The 19315-nt window shown below is 69.9% G+C and carries 19 protein-coding genes; 5 read left to right on the forward strand and 14 right to left on the reverse strand.

Translation table 11 applies throughout. The features are described from left to right. Positions 1-40 precede the first annotated feature (40 nt). The 10 genes from Pph01_RS18990 to Pph01_RS19035 all read right to left on the reverse strand — a co-directional run bounded on the left by Pph01_RS18990 (position 41) and on the right by Pph01_RS19035 (position 11339). Entirely contained in the window at positions 41-1021 is a 981-nt protein-coding gene (locus Pph01_RS18990; RefSeq protein WP_204074456.1) for an ABC transporter substrate-binding protein, read from the reverse strand. Further along, positions 1018-2943, reverse strand: coding sequence for an ABC transporter permease (locus Pph01_RS18995; RefSeq protein WP_239116834.1), 1926 nt, complete (start codon positions 2941-2943; stop codon positions 1018-1020). The genes Pph01_RS18990 and Pph01_RS18995 overlap by 4 nt, the downstream gene beginning before the upstream one ends. Continuing rightward, positions 2943-4019: a quaternary amine ABC transporter ATP-binding protein gene (locus Pph01_RS19000; protein WP_239116835.1), complete on the reverse strand. Its 1077-nt coding sequence runs from the start codon at positions 4017-4019 to the stop codon at positions 2943-2945. The genes Pph01_RS18995 and Pph01_RS19000 overlap by 1 nt, the downstream gene beginning before the upstream one ends. A gap of 555 nt (positions 4020-4574) precedes the next feature. Continuing rightward, positions 4575-5336, reverse strand: a complete 762-nt coding sequence (locus Pph01_RS19005; RefSeq protein WP_239116836.1) for an SDR family NAD(P)-dependent oxidoreductase — start codon at positions 5334-5336, stop codon at positions 4575-4577. 78 nt (positions 5337-5414) lie between these two features. Continuing rightward, the gene (locus Pph01_RS19010; protein ID WP_204074457.1) at positions 5415-7697 is read right to left on the reverse strand and encodes a tetratricopeptide repeat protein; all 2283 of its coding nucleotides are present in this window, start codon (positions 7695-7697) and stop codon (positions 5415-5417) included. Between the two features lie 89 nt (positions 7698-7786). Then, complete coding sequence (locus Pph01_RS19015) at positions 7787-8554, reverse strand: SCO6745 family protein (protein ID WP_239116837.1); 768 nt, start codon at positions 8552-8554, stop codon at positions 7787-7789. Positions 8555-8713: 159 nt separating this feature from the next. After that, positions 8714-9526: a diaminopimelate epimerase gene (gene dapF / locus Pph01_RS19020; RefSeq protein ID WP_204074458.1), complete on the reverse strand. Its 813-nt coding sequence runs from the start codon at positions 9524-9526 to the stop codon at positions 8714-8716. Between the two features lie 58 nt (positions 9527-9584). After that, the gene (miaA, locus tag Pph01_RS19025) at positions 9585-10490 is read right to left on the reverse strand and encodes a tRNA (adenosine(37)-N6)-dimethylallyltransferase MiaA (RefSeq protein WP_239116838.1); all 906 of its coding nucleotides are present in this window, start codon (positions 10488-10490) and stop codon (positions 9585-9587) included. Positions 10491-10518: 28 nt separating this feature from the next. Continuing rightward, complete coding sequence (locus tag Pph01_RS19030) at positions 10519-11049, reverse strand: methylated-DNA--[protein]-cysteine S-methyltransferase (RefSeq protein ID WP_204074459.1); 531 nt, start codon at positions 11047-11049, stop codon at positions 10519-10521. A 50-nt stretch (positions 11050-11099) separates the two neighbouring features. Continuing rightward, positions 11100-11339, reverse strand: a complete 240-nt coding sequence (locus Pph01_RS19035; RefSeq protein WP_204074460.1) for a hypothetical protein — start codon at positions 11337-11339, stop codon at positions 11100-11102. A gap of 121 nt (positions 11340-11460) precedes the next feature. On the opposite strand from Pph01_RS19035, the gene Pph01_RS19040 reads away from it, so the two are divergent. Next, positions 11461-12201: a TetR/AcrR family transcriptional regulator gene (locus tag Pph01_RS19040; protein ID WP_204074461.1), complete on the forward strand. Its 741-nt coding sequence runs from the start codon at positions 11461-11463 to the stop codon at positions 12199-12201. 35 nt (positions 12202-12236) lie between these two features. Here the strand turns inward: Pph01_RS19040 and Pph01_RS19045 are convergent, their stop codons facing one another. Continuing rightward, complete coding sequence (locus Pph01_RS19045) at positions 12237-12893, reverse strand: CGNR zinc finger domain-containing protein (RefSeq protein WP_204074462.1); 657 nt, start codon at positions 12891-12893, stop codon at positions 12237-12239. Positions 12894-13014: 121 nt separating this feature from the next. Between Pph01_RS19045 and Pph01_RS19050 the strand changes: the two genes are divergently transcribed. After that, positions 13015-13719: an SDR family oxidoreductase gene (locus tag Pph01_RS19050; RefSeq protein ID WP_204074463.1), complete on the forward strand. Its 705-nt coding sequence runs from the start codon at positions 13015-13017 to the stop codon at positions 13717-13719. Positions 13720-14338: 619 nt separating this feature from the next. Here Pph01_RS19050 and Pph01_RS19055 read toward each other — a convergent pair. Further along, a complete protein-coding gene (locus tag Pph01_RS19055) occupies positions 14339-14983 on the reverse strand; it encodes a DUF4190 domain-containing protein (protein WP_204074464.1) in 645 nt (214 codons plus the stop codon). A gap of 152 nt (positions 14984-15135) precedes the next feature. On the opposite strand from Pph01_RS19055, the gene Pph01_RS19060 reads away from it, so the two are divergent. Both Pph01_RS19060 and Pph01_RS19065 read left to right on the forward strand, forming a co-directional pair. Continuing rightward, complete coding sequence (locus Pph01_RS19060; protein WP_204074465.1) at positions 15136-15501, forward strand: hypothetical protein; 366 nt, start codon at positions 15136-15138, stop codon at positions 15499-15501. 456 nt (positions 15502-15957) lie between these two features. Beyond that, positions 15958-16881 (forward strand): ribonuclease Z, encoded by a 924-nt coding sequence (locus Pph01_RS19065; protein ID WP_204074466.1) that lies wholly within the window; start codon positions 15958-15960, stop codon positions 16879-16881. A gap of 14 nt (positions 16882-16895) precedes the next feature. Here Pph01_RS19065 and Pph01_RS19070 read toward each other — a convergent pair whose 3' ends face one another. Beyond that, on the reverse strand, positions 16896-17900 hold the full coding sequence (locus Pph01_RS19070; protein ID WP_204074467.1) for a GlxA family transcriptional regulator: 1005 nt from the start codon (positions 17898-17900) through the stop codon (positions 16896-16898). 98 nt (positions 17901-17998) lie between these two features. Between Pph01_RS19070 and Pph01_RS19075 the strand changes: the two genes are divergently transcribed. Next, positions 17999-18406: a hypothetical protein gene (locus tag Pph01_RS19075; protein WP_204074468.1), complete on the forward strand. Its 408-nt coding sequence runs from the start codon at positions 17999-18001 to the stop codon at positions 18404-18406. Between the two features lie 12 nt (positions 18407-18418). Here the strand turns inward: Pph01_RS19075 and Pph01_RS19080 are convergent, their stop codons facing one another. After that, complete coding sequence (locus tag Pph01_RS19080) at positions 18419-19135, reverse strand: class III extradiol dioxygenase subunit B-like domain-containing protein (RefSeq protein WP_204074469.1); 717 nt, start codon at positions 19133-19135, stop codon at positions 18419-18421. Positions 19136-19315 lie beyond the last annotated feature (180 nt).

A 19315-nucleotide genomic window follows, 5' to 3' on the forward strand; every position in this document is an offset into this window, starting at 1 on the left:
ATCGGCCGCGATCCAAAGGGATCGCGGCCGATTCACTCGATCACTTCGCGATCCAGGCCTGCCACTTGGTGGGGTTGGCCTCGACCCACTTCTTGGCGGCGTCCTCGGCGGACATGCCGTTGTTGGTGATGTCGTCGGCGACCTGGTTCTGGTCGTCGTTCGTCCAGTTGAAGTTCTTGACCAGCTCGTAGGCGGGGCCGCCGGTCTCGGCGAACTTCTTGCTCACGATCTTGTCGAGGTCGTAGGGCGGGTAGTCACACGCGATCTTCTTGGGATCGGCGTCGCATCCCTCCGTGTACGGCGGGAGGTTGATCTTCACGAGCTTGAGCTGGTTGAACAGCCACTGCGGCTCGTAGAAGTACATGAGCAGCGGCTTCTGCTGCTGGGTGGCCTGCTGGGCGGCCTTGATGAGGGCCGCCTCGCTACCCGCGTACACGACCTTGTAGTCGAGCTTGAGGTTCTTGACCAGGGCCTCGTCATTGGTGACGAACGACGGGTCGCCGTCGAGCATCTGGCCCTTGCCGTCGGACTCGGACGTCTTGAACAGGTCGGCGTACTTGTTCAGGTTCTTGTAGTCCGTGATGTCCGGGTACTTCTGCGCCATCCACTCAGGGACGTACCACCCGATGACACCCTTGTTGCCGGTCGAGCCCGCCTCGACGGCGACGCCCTTCTCCTCGATGTACTTCTTCTTCAGGTCGTCGTGGCCCCAGTTCTCGATGACCACGTCGACGGAGCCCGACTCCATGCCCTGCCACGAGGGCTCTTCGGCGAGGGTGACCGTCTCGACCTTGTAGTTGAGCTTGTTCTCCAGCAGGTAGTCGACGACCGCCGCGCTGGCCTCGTACCCGACCCATCCGTTGATGGCCATCTTCACGGTGCCCACCGGAGCACTGCTCGCGCCTCCGGACGCGTTCGCGCTCGGCGCCGCCCCAGAGGTGTCGTCGACCTTCGCGCCACCACAGCCCGCTGCTGCGAGTCCAAGGACGAGAACACCTGCGACCAGGCGTAACTTGTTCATGCGATCCTCTTCTTTTCGGGGTTCAGGCGCCCGCTGGCGCCCTGTGTGATCCGGTCGAGCATGATTCCGAGCAGAACCAGGGCCACACCTGCGGCCAGGCCCTTCCCGTAGTCCTCCTGCTGCGAGATCCCGGCCACGACGTCATATCCGAGGGCGCCCGCCCCTACGAGCGCACCGATCACCACCATCGCCAGGGTCATCACGATGCCCTGGTTGGCGGCGAGGAGCAGCGAGCTCCTGGCCATCGGAAGCTGCACCTTCCATAGGAGCTGTCTGTCGGTCGAGCCGGCCGACCTGGCCGCCTCGAGCACCGTTCCCGGCACCGCCCGCAGGCCGTCCTCGACGAGGCGGGCGACCACGGGCACCGCGTAGATGAGCGAAGCGATGATCGCGGTGAACCGGCCGTTGCCGAACAACGCGACGGCGGGAAGCAGGTAGGAGAACGACGGCATGGTCTGCGCGGCGTCGAGCACCGGCCGCAGCACGGCGGCGAACCACCGCGACCTGGCCGCGCCGATACCGAGGGCAGCACCCGCCAGGATCGTGATCACCGCGGCGACCACCACGATCGTCAGCGTCTCCATGCTGTGCTCCCACAGGCTGAGCGCCGCGATCAAGACCAGGCACCCGGCCGCGATCAGGCCCGCGCGCAGTCCGCTGATCCTCCAGGCGAAGGCCAGCACGGCCAGCGTGATCAACCACCAGGGCGCGCTGGTCAGCAGGTCCTGGAGCGGGTTGAGCAGCCCGTACGCGACGGTGTCGTTGAGGAAGCCGGTGAAGCCGTACCAGTGGCCTTCGATCCAGCTCACGACGTCGTTGATCGGGCGGACGATCTGGATCTGCCACTGTTCGGGGAACTCCGGCGCCAGCACCGGCGTGAGCGCCACGCCCGCCACGACCAGCACCGCGAAGCCCGTCCAGCTCACGATCCTGGAACGCGCGCGCGAGACCGCCGCCGACCGGGTGATGCGGTCGAGCACGATGGCGATCAGGACGATCCCGATGCCCGGCACGAGCGCCGCGCCCACGTTGACCCGGGCGAGCGCCCGGATGAGGTCCACACCGAGTCCGGGAGCGGCGATCAGCGCGACGAGCGGCACCATCGACAACGCGGCCGCGATCGTCTGGTTCACGCCGAGGGCGATCGTGTTGAGCGCCATCGGGAGCCGCACCTTGCGCATGGTCTGCCAGCGGGTGGCGCCCAGCGATTCCGACGCCTCGACCACCGTGGGCGAGACGCGCTCGATGGCCAGCGCGGTGATCCGGATCGCCGGCGGAATCGCGTAGATCATGGTGGCGATCGTCGCCGAGGCGGGGCCGATGAGGAACAGCAGCACGATCGGCGACAGGTACGAGAACGTCGGCATGATCTGCATGACGTCGAGCACCGGCGACACGACGCGCCGCACCGACGGCGAGCGCCCGGCGAGCACGCCGATCGGGATGCCGATGATCAGCGAGAGCAGCACGGCCGACAGAGTCAGCGCGAGCGTGTCGACGCTGGCGTCCCACAGGCCGAGCACGCCGAGGCCGGCGAACCCGGCGACCGACACGACGGCGATCCGCCACCCGCCTGCCAGCCAGCCGAGGCCGGCCGCCACGCCGACGAGGCCGGGCCAGCCGAGACCGGTCAGGGCCGTCTGGAACAGGGTGAAGAGCTCGGCCACCCCGAGGCGCAGGTAGTTGATGAAGTACAGGAAGAACGGGCTCGTGTTGCGGTTCTCGTCGACCCAGTCGCGGGCGTCGTTGAGCCCGCGGAACAACGACGCGTCGTCATCGTGGGGCAGCACGGCGGTGTTCTTGAACACCACGTAGAGCACCACGACGAGCACGGCCACGGCGGCGGGCAGCCATCGCACGAGCCGCTGGGCGCGCGCCGTCACGGGGACGGGCGAGGCCATGTCGGCGGGGGCGGCCACCACTACGCCTCCTCGGCCGTCGAGCCTGCGAGGGCCGCGTGCTCGGCGTCCCCTCCGGCCTCGCCGAGGCGGACCGCGCCGAGCAGGTCGACCCGGTCGACCACGCCGACGAGTTCGCCGTCGGCGACCACCCGGATCGGCCGGGCCGACGCCATCGCGGCCGGGATCGCGTCGTGGATCACCGTGTCGGCCGGGAGCTCCGGTCCGTCCAGCGGCTCGTCCGCGTCGGGCTGCCGGGAGATCCAGCGCAGCGACAGCACGTGCGACTTGGGAACGTCGCGCACGAAGTCGGCCACGTAGTCGTCGGCGGGCGCACCCACCAGTTCCTCCGGCGTGCCGACCTGCACGATCGAACCGTTCCGCATGATCGCGATCCGCTCGCCGAGCTTGAGCGCCTCGGACAGGTCGTGGGTGATGAAGACCATCGTCTTGCCCACCTCACGGTGCAGGCGGACGACCTCGGCCTGCATGTCCCGCCTGATCAGCGGGTCGAGCGCGCTGAACGGCTCGTCGAACAGCAGCACCTCCGGGTCGACGGCGAGCGCCCGGGCCAGGCCCACGCGCTGCTGCATGCCGCCGGAGAGCTGGTCCGGATAGGAGTCCTCGTGCCCCTCCAGCCCGACGAGGGACAGGATCGCGCGCGCCTTCTCGTGCCGTGCGGCCTTCGCCACGCCCTGGATCTCCAGACCGTAGGCGACGTTGTCGAGGACCCGGCGGTGCGGGAGCAGCCCGAAGTGCTGGAAGACCATGCTGACCCGGTGGCGGCGCAGTTCGCGCAACTGCGCGGCGGACATGCCCCGCACGTCCTCGCCGCCGATGGCGACGTCGCCGCCCGTCGGCTCGATGAGCCGGGTGAGGCACCGGACGAGCGTGGACTTGCCGCTGCCCGACAACCCCATGACGACGAAGACCTCGCCCGGACGGACCTCGAAGCTGACGTCCCTCACGGCGGCGGTGCATCCGGTCTTGGCCCGGAGCGCGGCGGAGTCGAGCTCCGCGTCGGGGCTACCGATGATCCGATCGGCCTTGGGGCCGAAGATCTTCCAGAGCCCGCGAACCTCGATCGCGGCAGTGCCCACTCTGTTTCCCCTCACTCGGCTATCGCCCGAGAAGCGGCGTGAACGCCCGGGAACGCCACAGCACGGCGTGGAGATCGTCGCTCGCACGCCGTCGATGAAGAGCTGGGGGTCAACGACTCCTCATTGGGCATATGCACAGGAGTTGCGTGATGCGCAACTCATCGTGTTGAACAGTGATGAGGCTAGGCCCCATCAGCCCCACAGATGGGCAGAAATAACACGATAAGCTCCATATCGTGATCATTCAGTGATCTATCCGTGGGGGCCTCGAGTATGCGCCCGTCCGGGCGCGGGAACCACTGCAGGACAGGGAAAGCTGTCGCCCTGGAGGGGTGCCCGGCCCACCGGCGGCGAAGATCCCTGGTCACCATATGGGACGCGCAACCAGTAAATGGGACGGCACGGCACCCGCCGAGGACGGCGAGGCCACCGTCGTGAGAACGGCAGGACGCGTGCCGAGACCGGCAAGGCACCCGGCGAGAACGGCAGGGATCGGCAAGGCACCCGGTGGAAAAAGGCGGGAGGCCGGTCGAGGACTGCAGGTCACCGACCCGGTCAGGTGATCAGGATGCCGCCGTCCACGGGAAGGACGGCGCCGGTGATGTAGGAGCCCGCGTCGGAGGCCAGAAAGACAGCGGTGGTCACGAGTTCGACCGGCTCGCCCGCCCGCTTCATCAGCACACGCTGCTCCATCACCCGGTCCAGGTAGCCGGGCGGATACTGCTCGGTCATCTCGGAGTGGAAGAAGCCGGGCTCCAGGCAGTTGACGCGGATGCCGCGCCGGGAGGTCCACTGCTGCGCCAGGTCCCGCGTCAGCCCCGCGACGGCGGCCTTGGACGCGCTGTAGGCCGCCTGCGGCAACCCGGCGGTCGTCTCGCCGAGCACGCTGCCGATGTTGACGATCGCCGACCCGGGCCGCATGACCCGGGCGCACGCCTGCGCCATCCAGTAGGTGCCGTGCAGATTGACGTCGATCACCTGGCGGAACTGCTCGGGCGTCTCGCGCAGAGCCGGTACGGCCGTGCCGACGCCCGCATTGTTGATCAGGATGTCGACCTGGCCGAATTCGGCGACGGCGGCGTCGACGAGGGCCTGGCACTGCTCGGGGACGGCGACGTCGGTCGCCACGGCAAGGCAGCGGCGGCCGGTCTCCTCGACCAGCCGCCGCGTGTCCTCGAGCATGTCGAGACGGCGCGCCCCGATCACGACGTCGGCGCCCGCCTCCGCGAAGCCGCGGGCGAAGGCCACGCCCAGACCCGACGAGGCCCCGGTGACGATCACGACCCTGCCGTCCAGCCGGAAGCGTTCCAGCACCACGCCGACCTCCTTGGCCCCGGGGGATTCCCGTCCCCGGGATCGACCGAACGTGATCCTAGAACAGCGACCGGCGGAGGGTCACAGCCCGTATTCCTTGGCGATGCGCTCGTGCCGCTCGACCTCGACGCCGACTTCGCGGGCCAGGTCGACCCAGGTGATCGGGTGGGCCCACTGCTCGGTGGCGTCGTCGAGAACGGCGTCGAGCTCGGAGGGCTGGACGGTCGGCGGCACCGCGATCCAGCCGAACACCCCGGGCAGGCGCTCGCCGGTCGCCGGGTGGACGACGCCGTAGGTCTCGTCGCTGTAGACCCACATGGGCCATCCGCGCTCGGCGAGCACCTCGTTGAACTCGGTCCACTCGTGCTCGGTGGGCGCGACGCCGTCGAAGAACCAGCTCGTGAAGCCGCCGGGCCGCAACATCGTCACCGCCGCGAACGGGATGACGAACTCCTCCTGCGCCTTGGGGTCCTCGGGGATCGGCTCCAGCGGACTGGGGTCGAAGACGATCACGTCGCCCGCGTTGTACTCCATGCCGCGCGGCTGCGGGACGGCGAGGCGTGCCGTCGCGGGCCCGGTGCGCAGCGACAACACCTCGCGGCGGCTTCCGTCGGGCGCCGGGAGGACCGCGCGCATGAGGTGCCACTGCTCGTCGATGGGCCCCTCCTTCGTCTGCACCGGGAGGTTCAGCCTGGCGGAGGCGGCGTGAACGGTCGGCCAGTCCTCCGCGGCGGTGGCGACCACGATCAGCCGCCAGATGTCCTCCTCCTCGGCGTCCTCGGAGTCGAGCAACGGCCGCAGGATGTCAGCCGCGGCGGCGTTGTCGCCGAGGTGCTGCGTGGCCACCGACCACAGGCGGCGGCCCTCCGGCGTCTCGTGAGCGGTGACCGCCGCCTCGGCCTCCGCGGCGGTCTCCGCCCAGCGCTCGCGGGCGCGGTAGAGGCGTGCCAGGGCGAGGTGGGAGCCGGACTCGGGCAGTCGTGCCGCCAACTGCTCGACGCGATCGTCCTGCCCCGACTCGATGAGCAGGCCCGTCAGGTAGGCGACGTCCTCCTCGCTCGCCGCGGCGGGGTCCCGGTCCTCGACGATCGCCTTCCAGTAGATGCCGGCTCCGACCGAGGCGTATCCGAGGAAGCCGAGCGTGGTCGTGTAGCGGCGCGTGATCTCCAGGTCCTCGCCGGAGTGCGGCGCGAGCCAGCCGACCCACCGCTCCGGGTCGGCGCTCTGGCCGTCGGCGGCGTCGAAGAGGGCCACCAGCTCGTCCGTGCCTCCCGGCGCGGGGAGCTCGGCGGCGGCGTCGGCGGCGGCGCGCAGCCCGGCGATCCGCTCGGGCAGGCCCTCGGTGCTCCTGAGGTCGGCCAGCACCGCCTCCGCCTTGTCGGCCAGCAGCCGGGCCTGCCAGATCCCCTGACGGGCGACGGCGAGGTGACCGGCGGCCAGGGCCAGCTCGAACCGCGCGCGGTGGCCGCCCGTCGTCTCGAAGTAGGTGATCCACTGCTGGAGGATGCGGCCGAGCTGCCAGGTGTTGGCGATCGAGCCGCTCCCGGCCAGCAGGGTGATGGCACGGGACCATTCCACCCACTCGCGCGGGTGGTCGCCGACCACGTCGAGGTCGGGCAGGGCCTCGAAGGCCCCGTCCATGCGTCCGAGGGTGCCCAGGATCAGCGAGGTCAGCAACGCCTCACGACGGCCCTTCGCCACGGGGTCGTCCGGCTTGAAGCCGGTCGCGGACTGCAAAGCGGACAGGGCGGCCTCTCCGCGTCCGGCGGCGAGCAGCGCGCGGGCGGACTCGGCGCCGAGCTCCCAGCTCGCCTCCCGGCCCGCCTGCCCCAGCCGCTCGACCGCCGCCTCCGCGTAGGTCACGGCCTCCTCGGGACGTCCGGCGTCCAGCAGGGCGGCGACGTACTGAGTGGTCAGGCCGGAGAAGGCGAGCGAGCCGGGCTCGACCCCGTCCAGTGCCTCGCCGAGGGCCGCGAGCCGCTCCTCGGCGTACCCGGGGCCGTCGGTGTTCGCCTGCGCGATGGCCAGCGCCTCGACGGCCGCGGGCGCGGACGGGCAGTCGCGTACGTCATCACGCTTGGCGAACTCGGCCAGGTCGGCCGCGTCGCCGAGGGCGACGGCGCCGTTGGCCCGGTCGCCTACCCTGCCGAGAAGGTGCCAGTAGCGCACGAAGAGCTCCAGCCAGGGCAGGCCGAGCGTCCCCGCGTTCTCAGCGATGGCGGGCGCAACGACGTCCAGCTGCGCGTAACGCCCCTCCAGGGCCTGCCCGGGCACGTCGCTCAGCGCCATGGCCAGACCGGTGTTGCCGGCTTCGTGCAGTTCCCGCTGGGTGCCGCCGACCCAGGCCCAGATGTCCACGTCCATGGGCAGTCAGTCTGCCAGGTCGCCCAGCGTGTCCCAAACAGCCGCGAGGGCCGTCTCACCGGGGATGTCGCCGAGGGAAACCCTGGGTGTCACCGGGGGAAAGCGGTGGCGGCGGCCACGATCAGAAGATCGGCCAGTTCGGCGCGCTCGGCCTCGCCCAGCACGCCGAACGCGGGGGCCACGAGGTCGTCGGTGATCTCCTCCGCCCTGGCCCGCCGTTCTACGGCGTCACGCGACGGCGTGCCGTACGGCTCCGGCCACTCGAGGAAGCGGGCCACGGAGGCGTTGCCCGTCTGCGGATCCCACGCGCCGGCCCCCTGCGCGCCGATGAGGGTGGCCTCCAGGGGGCCGACCCCACACGCGACGACGGCCGTCGTGTGCTGGGCCCCGCGATGTTCCCGCATGACGTGGAGCATGTGGGCCGCGCGCTCGACGTCGGCCGCCGGGCGCGGCATGGCACGCCAGCCCGCGAACAGGGGCGCGCAGAACACGTTCGAGCCGTCGGCGACCGCGGCCAGCAGCTCGGCGAGGCGTCCCGCGCCCTCGAAGCCGGCCAGCCGGCGCCGCCCCCACTGGTGGCAGGCGGAGGCGTACAGGCTCGCCGCCTCATCGGCGGGGAGCTTCCTGCCGCCCTCCCACCACTCGCGCACGCGGTCGGCGGGGAAGAAGATCGACGCCGCGACCACCACGTCGGGATGGACCTCCCCGAGGACGCCGCACCGCCCGCGGAAGTACATCTCCCTGCTGCTCAGGGCGTAGCGGTCGCAGAGAGCCTTGACCTCCCTGGACATCATGAACCCCCCGCCCAGGGCCCAGATCGCCGCCTTCGTCGCCGCCACCGTGCCACGCGGGTCCATGCGTCCTCCTTCTCGGTCTACTTAGTGAACCGAGCATGAGGCAGCAGAACAACATTCTGCAACCCACCGCCGCAGTGGGGATCGAGACTCAGAGGGCCAGGTCCGGAAGACGCAGCCGGAAACACGCCGCCTGGGAGACACGGACGAGGAGACCGCGGTCTAGATGACGGCGGGGAACTCTCCCGACGCGACGAGCACGGCGGGCCCGGCCAGGTGGCTGGTCCGGTCGTCGAGCGTGACCGTCACCGTTCCGCCGAGGACGCGAACGGCCCAGGTGCCCGTGGTCTCGCCCGCCGCGTGCGCCGCGGCCACGGCGGTGGCCACCGATCCGGTGCCGCAGGAACGGGTCTCGCCGGAGCCCCGCTCGTGGACGCGCATGGAGACCGCGTGGTCACCGACGTGGTTGAGCAGCTCCACGTTCACGCCCGCGGGATAGACCTCGTGGTCGTAGTCCGGCTCCCTGGTCAGGTCGAGGCCGGCGATCGGGTCGTCGATGACGCAGGCCAGGTGCGGATTGCCGACGTTCACGTTCAGGCCCTGGTATTCACGGCCATTGACCTTCGCGCTGCTCACCCCGAGCACGCGCGGCATGCCCATGTCGACGGAGACGTCCCCCGTCGTGCCGAGCCGTGCCCGCTTGATGCCACCGCGGGTGGCGACGGCCAACTCCCCCGCACCGGCCAGCCCCGAGTCGACCAGGTAGCGTGCGAATACCCGCACGCCGTTGCCGCACATCTCGGCGATGCTGCCGTCGGCGTTGCGGTAGTCCATGAACCACTCGGCCTCGTCCGCCTGATCGGCCACCTCGGCGCAGAGCTTGGTCCGCACGACGCGCAGCACGCCGTCGGCCCCGATGCCCGCCCGCCGGTCGCACAGCGCGGTGACCAGCGCCGGGCCCAGATCGAGACGGCCGTCGGCGTCCGGCAGGATGACGAAGTCGTTCTCGGTGCCATGACCCTTCACGAATCGCATGTGAACGAATTCTAGGCGGCCCGGCCGCACCCGCCGGTGGCCGGATCCGCCTCCGGGTTCACCCGGTGACCAGGGCGAGAGCCCGGGCGGTCAGGTCGGGCGCGTCGTACGGCAGCCACACGACCCGAGGGTCCCGGCGGAACCAGGACTCCTGTCTCCTGGCGAACCGCCTGGTGGCCCGCACGGTCTCCGCACGCGCCTCCTCCTCGGTCCACTCGCCGTCGAGGAAACGCAGCACCTGGGCGTACCCGAGCGCCCTGCTCGCCGTCCTGCCCCCGGCCAGGCCCTGCGCCGCGAGCGCGCGGACCTCCTCGACCAGGCCCGCCTCCCACATGCGGCCGACTCGCAGCTCGATCCGCTCGTCCAGGACCGGCCGCGGCACCTCCACTCCGATCTGCACGCTGTCGTAGACCGCGTCGAACGACGGCATGGTGGCGGAGAACGGGCGGCCGGACAGCTCGATGACCTCGAGTGCCCGGACGATCCTGCGGCCGTTGCTCGGCAGGATGTTCTCCGCGGCGGCCGGGTCGAGACTCCTGAGCCGCTCGTAGAGGGGAGCCGGGCCGGTCGCCGACAGCTCCTCCTCGAGCCGGGCCCGGATCCCCGGGTCGGTTCCGGGGAACTCCAGGTCGTCAATGGCCGCTCGGACGTACAGACCCGAGCCGCCGGCCAGGATGGGCACATGGCCGCGGCCGCGGATCTCCTCGATCAGCGGGCGCGCGAGTCCCTGGTACTCGGCGACGCTGGCCGTCCGGGTCACCGGCCAGATGTCCAGCAGATGGTGGGGCACTCCCCGGCGCTCGGAAAGGGAGAGCTTGGCCGTGCCGATGTCCATGCCGCGGTAGAGCTGCATGGAGTCGGTGTTGACGACCTCGCCGCCGAGTTCGAGCGCCAGCTCGACCGCCAGGTCCGATTTGCCTGCCGCCGTGGCGCCCACGACGGCGATCACTGGTAGTTGCCCCACGCCACCAGTCTCCCAGCGCCGGGAGTGCTCACAGGTCCCAGTCGAGCGTGGGGGGAAGACTGCCTTCCAGGGTCAGCAGCCAGCGTTTGGACTCCACCCCTTCACCGCCGCTGAATCCGCCGAGCCCGTTGCCCGCCACGACGCGGTGGCACGGCACGATGATCGGAATCGGGTTGCTGCCCATGATCGACCCGATTCCCCTGGCCGGAACGCCGGTCCCGCTCCTGGCCGCCAGCTCGCCGTAGGTCACGACCTGTCCGTACGGAACCGTCGTGTAGAGGGTGCCGAGGACCCGGCGCTGAAGGTCCGACATGAGCCGCCAGTCGATGGTGACGGCGAACTCCTTGAGGTCTCCCCCGAAGTACGCCCGCAGTTCGTCGCGGGCGACAGCCGTACGAGCGGGGTCGTCGGCGACGGCGAGGCCGACGCGGCCGGCGATGTGCGCCCGGACGTCCGGATCGTCGTTGAAGGACGTGGCCACCACGCCCGTCTCGGTTACGGCCGCGAGCACGTCGCCGAGCCGGGTGGGCACGCTCCCGAATGCCACGGTTCCTGCCATCGGCCCATTCTCCCGCATCGTCCGCTTCTCTCCCACCGGGCCGCAGAGGTCTACCGCGCGCGCCCGATCGCCCGCTTGTGCCCGGCGTCCAGCACCACGATGACGGCCAGGGCGGCGATCGTCGCACCTGCGGCCGCGACGTAGCACCAGGGGGTGGGCAGGTAGTCGGCCGCGGTCAGCACCGTGGGCGCCTTGTCGGTGAACAGCCGGAAGACGATCGCCACGGGCCCTTCCCAGACCCCCGCCGCGAGCGTCAGAAGCATGCCCAGGCGGTACCAGGCCTCACCCATCGCCGTCTCCCTCCATCGCGTGCCGACGTTACGAATGTATCCATCGGTCAACGGACGGATAAGCGATGTGCACGTGATTCCTCGGATTACCTCACGGTTCTCATGGAATTAGACTGCGTAGGTGCGTGACGAAAAGATTGGGGCGTGCCGGATCTGCGGCGCAGCCCTGCCCGCGCCGGCGCGGGGGCGACCCCGGGCGTACTGCTCACGCGGTTGCCAGGCCAAGGCGTACCGGCGGCGGAGGAATCCCCCGACGGCCCCGAGCGAGGCGCCGGCGGCCCCCTCGCCCAGGCGCCGCCAGATAGCGGAGGCGGTCTGGCGCATCGCCGCCGAACGCGGGCTGGAGGCGGCGAGCATGCGGGAGGTCGCCGCCGAGGCCGGCGTGTCCCTGCGCGCGGTGCAGTATCACTTCAACAGCAAGCACCGGCTTCTCGTCGCCGCGCTCCGGCTCCTGAACGAGGACGACGACCGGCACGCGAGGGCGCGCCTCAGTGCCCTGAGCGACCCCGCCGACCCTCGCACCCTGCTGCACGCGATCATGCGCGAGTTCCTGCCGCTGGACGGCCGCAGGCGCATGGCCCTGCGGGTGTTCGCCGCCTACTACGCGCGCAGCTTGACCGACCCCGCGCTCGCCTCGGTCTTCCTCGCCGACTCCCGCCCCCTGGAGCTGCTGGTCGCCGGCATCCTCCGGGAGGCTCAGCGCACCGGAGCGGCCGCGCCGGGACTCGATCCCGACCACGAGGCCGACCTCCTCGTCTCCGGCGTTTCCGGGCTGGGCATGGACGTCCTCCACGGCAGGCGCACGATGGCCGAGGTCCAGCGCGTGGTGGACTACCACCTCGGCCGGATCTTCACCGTGTGATCACCTCGCCGTAGGCCGGCGCCGGGCCGAGCCGGTTACGCCGGTAGAGCGCCCCGCGGATTCGCCGGCTTCGGGCCACTGCCGGCGCCGTCGTCGGCCTGGGCCGGAATCTTCCTGCGACTGCGGGACGCGCGAAGGTTCGCCATGTTCCCGCAGGTGCGGACGTTGTGCCAGACGCCGCTGCCGTTGCGGGACGTGTCATAGAAGGCGGACCGGCATCCGGGCTCGCGGCACAGTTTGAGCTTGGACCACTCGCCGGTCCACTGCGCGAGCAGGATCTCCGACCAGACGGCCGATTCCAGCCAGGCGCCGCCCACGCCGAAGGGGACCATCGCGACCCGCCCCTCGTCGTCGGAGACGAGGACCGCCTGGGCGCGCCGCCTGACGCTCACCCGTGTGCCGGTCGCGGTGGCGGGCCGCTCGCCGACGGGAACGGAGAGCATCTCGTCGACGGTGGCCCTGAGGTTCCGCAGCGCCTCCCAGTCCTCCGGGGAGAGCGACAGGTCCGGGGCGTCGAGCCCCCGGCCACGGGCCCACTCCCGGGCGGCGCCCCGCAGCCACTCCTCCGCCGACGCGCGGTCGGCCAGCAGGTCCGTGCCGCCGCCACGTTCGACGGCATGCGTATTGACCAGCTCCTGCACCAGCGTGAGGCCGGCGGGGGCGATGCGGGCCCCGAATCTTTCAGTCGCCACCCATGACATAGGTAAGAGTCTATTTGACTACGTCACCCAAGACGGGCATCGTTTCGACAGAGGCTAAATGCATTACATCTATGTCGCATGCGATGGAGCCTCACCGTTGAAGGAGTGCGAAATGACCACTGTCAGTGGAGCGACCGCCCTGGTCACGGGCGGGCAGCGGGGCCTGGGCAAGGAAATCGTCCAGGAGCTCCTACGGGCCGGGGCCTCGAAGGTGTACGTCACCTCGCGCAGGCCCACGGCCGAGGACGACCCGAGGATCGTCCCGCTCGAGTTCGAGCTGGAAGACCGGCGTTCCGCCGCCGCGCTCGCGCGAACCGCCGGCGACGTCACCGTCGTCGTCAACAACGCCGGGATCATGACCTTCGGGCCACTCCTCGAGGACGACGACGAGGAGGTCGGTCGCGTCTTCGAGATCGTGGCCTTCGGCCCGCTGCGTGTCGCCAAGGCGTTCGCCCCCGTGCTGGCGGCCAACGGGGGCGGCGCGTTGGTCAACCTGCACTCGCTCACGTCGTGGATCGCCGGATTCCCCGGCTCCGGCACCTACGGCGCCGCGAAGGCCGCTCTTATCTCGATGACCAACACGCTCCGGGTGGAACTCGCCGCGCGGGGCACCCAGGTCCTCGGCGTACAGCTGGGCCTGACCGACACGGACCTGGTCAGGCAGCTGGACGGGCCCAAGAACGATCCGCGCGCGGTGGCCGCGGACATCGTCTCAGCCCTCCAGAAGGGAGAGTCGGAACTGCTCGCGGACGACTTCAGCCGTCACTTCAAGGCCGCGCTCTCGGGCCCGGTCGAAGGATTGGCCGTATCCGGCTGATGCTCGGCGGCCGGTGCGGGAGCAGGACCGACGCCCGCACCGGCCAACGGCCACACCGCACAGGCCGTACGGCAGGCGGTATTTTGACGCGCATGACGCGCGAGCTTGTGGTCCTCGGCACGGCGAGCGCCGTGCCCACGCGACATCGGAACCACAGCGGGTTGAGCTTTCATGGTGCGACGACTCGCCTGGCGATGGGCGGTCCGTGGAGCACACCAGCATGTGTGTGATGACGGTCTACGAGCTGATGTCATACAGCGGGATCTACAGACTCAGACGGACGACTTAACGACACGACGGCCACTCCGTGTCGTATGCCGGCGGATGGCGGCGGGCTGACGCGTATGTCTGGTGGTCACGTTTGCCGGCGGGTCTCGCACGTTAGCGATCACAGATTCGGTGCTACGGCCCGCGCTGCACCTTTCCGGGGTAGCGGCGGAGCGCGTGGCGGCGGCGGGCGCGTACGGCCCCCAAGGCCGCATGCGCAAGCCCGCCAGGCCGCCGAATGCGCGGGCCGCCAGGAGCGCAGCAATGCTCGGAGATTACATCGCCCTGGGCCTTCGTCCGTGTAGCGGGAAAGAAAACGAAACGCACTGTCAGTTTGCGAAGTCTTTCAACTTCATGGTTTCAGACCTACAGGAACGCCGACCAGATTCACATGGGGGGGTGACCATGAGCTCGCCGGCTGGTCCCTTCGCTCACATGCACCGTTTATAACGCCGCACAAAGGGATGCCTGGAGCCGGAAGATGAGCAAGCGCCCACCTCAATGCGTTGAGCAGTTGCACGAGGACGAGGAAACCGATCTCACTGCCCATCGTCAGCCCGGTTACGGCAATCCACTTGCCGCGCTTCCTCCCCTTCGTATCTCTCAACCCGAGAATTCCGGTGATTATCGCGATGACGGGCGGCACCACGAGCACCGCAGTGAAGATGCCGGCCAACCCGCAGACAAAGCTGGCGATCGCCATGCCAGAGAAGCGCGCTTGCACAGGCTGCATGTGCGGCGGATACCCGTACGCGCCGGGTGGCGGCGGCGGATACGGCTGGCAGGGCGAACCGCTGGGCTGGTGGCCATGCGGCCGTGCGGGGTCGTCGGGGAAGAAGGGCAAGGCGATATTGCAGGCATTTGGATGCACAAAAATGCGACATAATGATATTCTCGAATAAAACGGATAACGTTGACCGACTTTATCAATAAAGCGATAAGTAGCAGGGCAAGAGGCGCTGAGCTCCGTTTGCTGCTCTAACGGCGTGGAAACCATTCCGAAGCAAGATGATCCGCGACCGGCGTCCAAGTCGACATTTCCGATCAATTTGGTTGATGCCAGACGTTTAGGGCGGAATTCCTTCCAAGGGGGAATGAAGTTTGCTCAAGCCCTGCAAACCACTCGGGGTCCTCGCCATAAGTACCCTGTTGATCACAGGTGCCATCGCCCTGGCCAGCGCCATCACCACCACTTCCGCCGGCGCCGCAACCGAAGACGTCACTGGCTCAGCCTTTCGCCACGATGCCCTCCTCTCCAATTCCAATCCAGGACCCACCAGGAATAAGAACAGGAACAACAACAGACACAAGCAGCGTCAGCACGAACACCAACACGGGCACCAACGCCAGCACCTGCTGCGCGACTTCACCCACGTCGTGACCCCGTTCCAGAAGACCGACAACCAGTCCAATCCGGTGCAGAAGCAGGACACCGAATCTAAGGCGAAGGCGGCCTACCCGCCCGCTCCGGCGAGGCCTGCGCCGTTCGTCACCCCGCACAAGATCCCGACTTGACGTCGTGATCGATGCCTCCCCGGTGGCTGCCGGGGAGGCCTCGTCATCCGTTCGAACGGCAGGAACGGCTAGCTGTACTGCCGCCTGTGATGGTGAACCGCCGGCAGAGGCGACCCGCTGAGTTTCGGCTACGGCTCGGCGGTCCAGGTCGTGGCCGACCCCGCGGGCCGGCTCGCCGTAGTACTTGGCGGCTGTTCCAGCTCAGCTCGGCGCCCCTGTGCGCGCGGACTTGTATTGTCGCCTGGCGGCCCATCGCCTTGTCCGCGCCAGCCGTCCGGCGTTCCTTGCGCGCTGTCCACCGGGAGCGCCAGCGGTAGGCGGCGGCGTGCGCCGTGACGGCGGCGTGTGCGGCGCGGTCAGGCCGTCTCGGCCTTGTGCCTCATCCGCCTGAGGGCCACGCAGGTGGGCGCTTAATTGATGTGAAAACCAACACCCTGCGACGGTAGCTTGGCGCGCATGACGCGCGAGCTTGTGGTCCTCGGCACGGCGAGCGCCGTGCCCACGCGACATCGGAACCACAACGGATACCTGCTGATGTGGGACGGCCAGGGCTTCCTGTTCGACCCCGGCGAGGGCACCCAGCGGCAGATGACGATGGCGGGGGTCAGCGCGCACGACGTGACCTGGATCTGCGTCACGCATTTCCACGGAGACCACTGCCTGGGTGTGCCCGGCGTCGTGCAGCGCATCGCGCGCGACAAGGTGGGCCATGCCGTACAGGCGGCCTATCCCGCGAGCGGCGAGGAGTACTGGCGGAGGCTGCGCCACGCCGCCGTGTTCGCCGACACGTCCGTGATCACGCGGCGCCCGGTCGCCGGTGACGTCACGCGATTTCCGGCGGGGCCCGTGACCCTCACCGCGCGGCCCCTCTCCCATCCCGTCGAGTCGTACGGCTACCGCGTCGACGAGCCCGACGGCCGGCGGATGGTGCCCGGCGAACTGACCAGGCACGGGATCGCCGGGCCCATGATCGGCGAGTTGCAGCGGGAGGGCTCGGTGACGCTGGACGACGGCTCTGTCGTGTCGCTGGAGGACTGCAGCGTGCCGAGGCCGGGGCAGAGCGCGGCCTTCGTCATGGACACCCGCCTCTGCGACGGCGTGTACGCGCTGGCCGAGGGGGTCGACCTCCTGGTGATCGAGTCGACGTTCCTGTCGGAGGAGGCGGCGCTGGCGGCCGAGTACGGCCATCTGACGGCGGCCCAGGCGGGCCAGGTCGCGCAGGCCTGCGGAGTGCGGCGCCTCGTGCTGACCCACTTCTCCGAGCGGTACTCCTTCGCGGACGAGCCGCGCTTCATCGGGGAGGCCGCCAAGGAGTTCGACGGCGAGATCGTCACCGCTCGCGACCTGACGCGGGTTCCGGTCCCCCGCCGGCGTCCCTGAGCAGGCCGTCCCGCTCAGGCGCGAGCCGTGGGCGCGTCCGCTGACGTGGACACAGCCGACGTCGACGCGTTGGCGGACCGGTAGCGCGAGGGCGGGATGCCGTACCGGTCGACGAACGCCTGGCGCAGAGTCTCCGCGGTGCCGAAACCGCAGCGCGCAGCCACGACGGCCACGGGGAGCGACGTGGAGGCCAGCAGGTTCGCCGCGGCCTCGATGCGCGCCTGCCGTACGAACCGGCCCGGGGTACGTCCCACGTGCCGCAGGAACAGCCGGGTCAGATGCCGCTCGCTCACCCCGGCGGCGGCCGCCAGCGTGGCCGTGGTCAGGTCCGCCGACGGATCGCCCTTGATGCGGTCGACGATCCTCTTGACCAGGCCGTCCGCGACCGGCGGCGCGGCCGTGAACACGCTCATCTGGGCCTGGTTGCCCGGCCGCTGCATGTAGGTCACCAGGGTCCGGGCCACGCGGCGGGCGAGTTCGGGGCCGTGGTCCTCCTCGATGAGGGCGAGCGTGAGGTCCAGCGCGCAGGTGACCCCCGCCGAGGTGATCGTGTTCCCGTCCCTGATGAAGATCGGGCCCGGATCGAACAGGACGGCCGGATTGCGGGCGGCGAGCTCGTCCGCCCACTCCCAGTGAGTCGTGGCCCTCCGGCCGTCGAGGAGTCCCGCCGCCGCCAGGATGCCGGCTCCGGTGCACACCGACGCCACGCGCCGGCTCTCGCGTGCGAGGCGGCGGACATGACCGAGGATCGACCGGTCGCCGGCCGCGGCCTCGTGCCCGATTCCGCCGACCACGATGAGCGTGTCGAGGGGACCGGTGACCCGTTCGAGCGACTCCTGGACCTGGAGCGTCAGGCCCGTGCCGCAGGTGACGGGCCGGCCTCCCGGCGCGGCCAGGCGGACGCCGTAACGGGTCGTGGCGCCCTGCCAGTTCGCCGCCTCGAGCGCGGTGGTCACACACGCGATGTCGAGCAACTCCGCCGCGTCATACCCGATGACGATCACGCGCCGTTCCGTCATCCGGCGAGACTATGCCGGAAAGACAGGGTGCCCAAGTATTCGGACGGGCACATCTCGCTTCCTTGGCCGCCGCCCCGCGGGGAAAACACAGTGGGGGCATGACTTCGACGACGTCGAAACCCCGCTCCCACTGGCTGCGATTCACCTGGCACTACATCGAGATGCTCATCACCATGTTCGCCGGGATGATCCTGCTCGGACTGCTCCTGGGCGCCGCCGGGCTGGGATTCTCACACGAACGGGATCCCGAGCTCGCCTACCTGCTCATGGCGTTCGAGATGTCCGCGGGCATGGCCGCATGGATGCGGTATCGCGGGCACCGCTGGGCGCCGACCCTGGAGATGTGCGGCGCCATGTTCGCTCCCGCGCTGCCGGTCTTCCCGCTGTTGTGGCTCGACGTGATCGACGGCGAGTCGCTGATGGTCGTCGCGCACATGGCGATGTTCCCGCTCATGCTCGCCGCGATGTTGTGGCGCCGCGACGAGTACATCGGGCACGCGCACTGACCTGTGACGTCCTCACGACGGCGTCCCTTCGAAGGACCACCGGGCGACGAAGTAGCCGACGCCGTACGGGGCGTCGTCGTAGAGCGGCGCGCAGACGCACCTGCCCGCCGCTTCGGCGGCGGCCGCGAGGACCTGGAACGACGCCCTTCCGCCGACCCACAGCTCCTCGGCCTCCGCCGGGTCCAGGCCGGCGAGCGGGCCCGCCTCCCCCGACGCGATCGCCCTGCCGATCATGTCGTTGTACGCCACGGCGCCGGGATGCAGGTAACCGGGGGACTTCTCGGTGAGCCTGGCCGAGCCGTCCCCCATGGCCAGGATCGCGACCCGATCGGCGGACCGGGCGATCTCCCCGCCCAAAGCGGCGCAGTCTGCGGGAGACGCGTCCGCCGCGACGGCCTCCACGCGCAGCACGGGCAGAGCATCGGGGTCGGGGGCGTACCTGTCGAGCAGCCATCGGCCGACGGTCAGCGAGAGCGGGAGGACGGGCTCGCCTCGACCAGTGCGTACGTCCGCTCCCCAGGGCCTCATGGTCCCGGCCGCGTCGCCGGGATATGCGGCGGACCTCTCGGCGGGCCCGACGACCACGAGCAGATCGGGATCACACCCGACCAGGGAACGGATCACTTCCGCACAGGCGGCGCGGAGATCGTCGAGCTCTGACGCCGCGGCCCCGGCAAGCTCCGGCACGATCAGCGGAGGATGCGGGCAGACACCCGCTGCGACCAGCACCCGCCCAGCCTACCCACCCCCTCCCGCGTGATCATGCACAAGTTCGCGCGAATGCCCGCCGACCACCACACCCCTGTTCGTGATCATGCACAGGTTCGTTTATGGCGGCACTCACCTGGAGGGGCTTGAGTCTTGGGAATTCTGGGGCGCGGGCGGAGATGGGCCACCACACTGGGGAGA

It is taken from the genome of Planotetraspora phitsanulokensis (assembly GCF_016863295.1).
Lineage (GTDB): Bacteria > Actinomycetota > Actinomycetes > Streptosporangiales > Streptosporangiaceae > Planotetraspora > Planotetraspora phitsanulokensis.

What these genes read in the sequence shown, in the direction of transcription:
- Pph01_RS18990 (WP_204074456.1), bottom strand. Translation starts at nt 1,021, where the DNA reads ATGAACAAGTTACGCCTGGTCGCAGGTGTTCTCGTCCTTGGACTCGCA.
- Pph01_RS19010 (WP_204074457.1), bottom strand. Translation starts at nt 7,697, where the DNA reads ATGGACGTGGACATCTGGGCCTGGGTCGGCGGCACCCAGCGGGAACTG.
- Pph01_RS19015 (WP_239116837.1), bottom strand. Translation starts at nt 8,554, where the DNA reads ATGGACCCGCGTGGCACGGTGGCGGCGACGAAGGCGGCGATCTGGGCC.
- dapF (WP_204074458.1), bottom strand. Translation starts at nt 9,526, where the DNA reads ATGCGATTCGTGAAGGGTCATGGCACCGAGAACGACTTCGTCATCCTG.
- Pph01_RS19030 (WP_204074459.1), bottom strand. Translation starts at nt 11,049, where the DNA reads ATGGCAGGAACCGTGGCATTCGGGAGCGTGCCCACCCGGCTCGGCGAC.
- Pph01_RS19035 (WP_204074460.1), bottom strand. Translation starts at nt 11,339, where the DNA reads ATGGGTGAGGCCTGGTACCGCCTGGGCATGCTTCTGACGCTCGCGGCG.
- Pph01_RS19050 (WP_204074463.1), top strand. Translation starts at nt 13,015, where the DNA reads ATGACCACTGTCAGTGGAGCGACCGCCCTGGTCACGGGCGGGCAGCGG.
- Pph01_RS19055 (WP_204074464.1), bottom strand. Translation starts at nt 14,983, where the DNA reads ATGGTTTCCACGCCGTTAGAGCAGCAAACGGAGCTCAGCGCCTCTTGC.
- Pph01_RS19065 (WP_204074466.1), top strand. Translation starts at nt 15,958, where the DNA reads ATGACGCGCGAGCTTGTGGTCCTCGGCACGGCGAGCGCCGTGCCCACG.
- Pph01_RS19070 (WP_204074467.1), bottom strand. Translation starts at nt 17,900, where the DNA reads ATGACGGAACGGCGCGTGATCGTCATCGGGTATGACGCGGCGGAGTTG.
- Pph01_RS19075 (WP_204074468.1), top strand. Translation starts at nt 17,999, where the DNA reads ATGACTTCGACGACGTCGAAACCCCGCTCCCACTGGCTGCGATTCACC.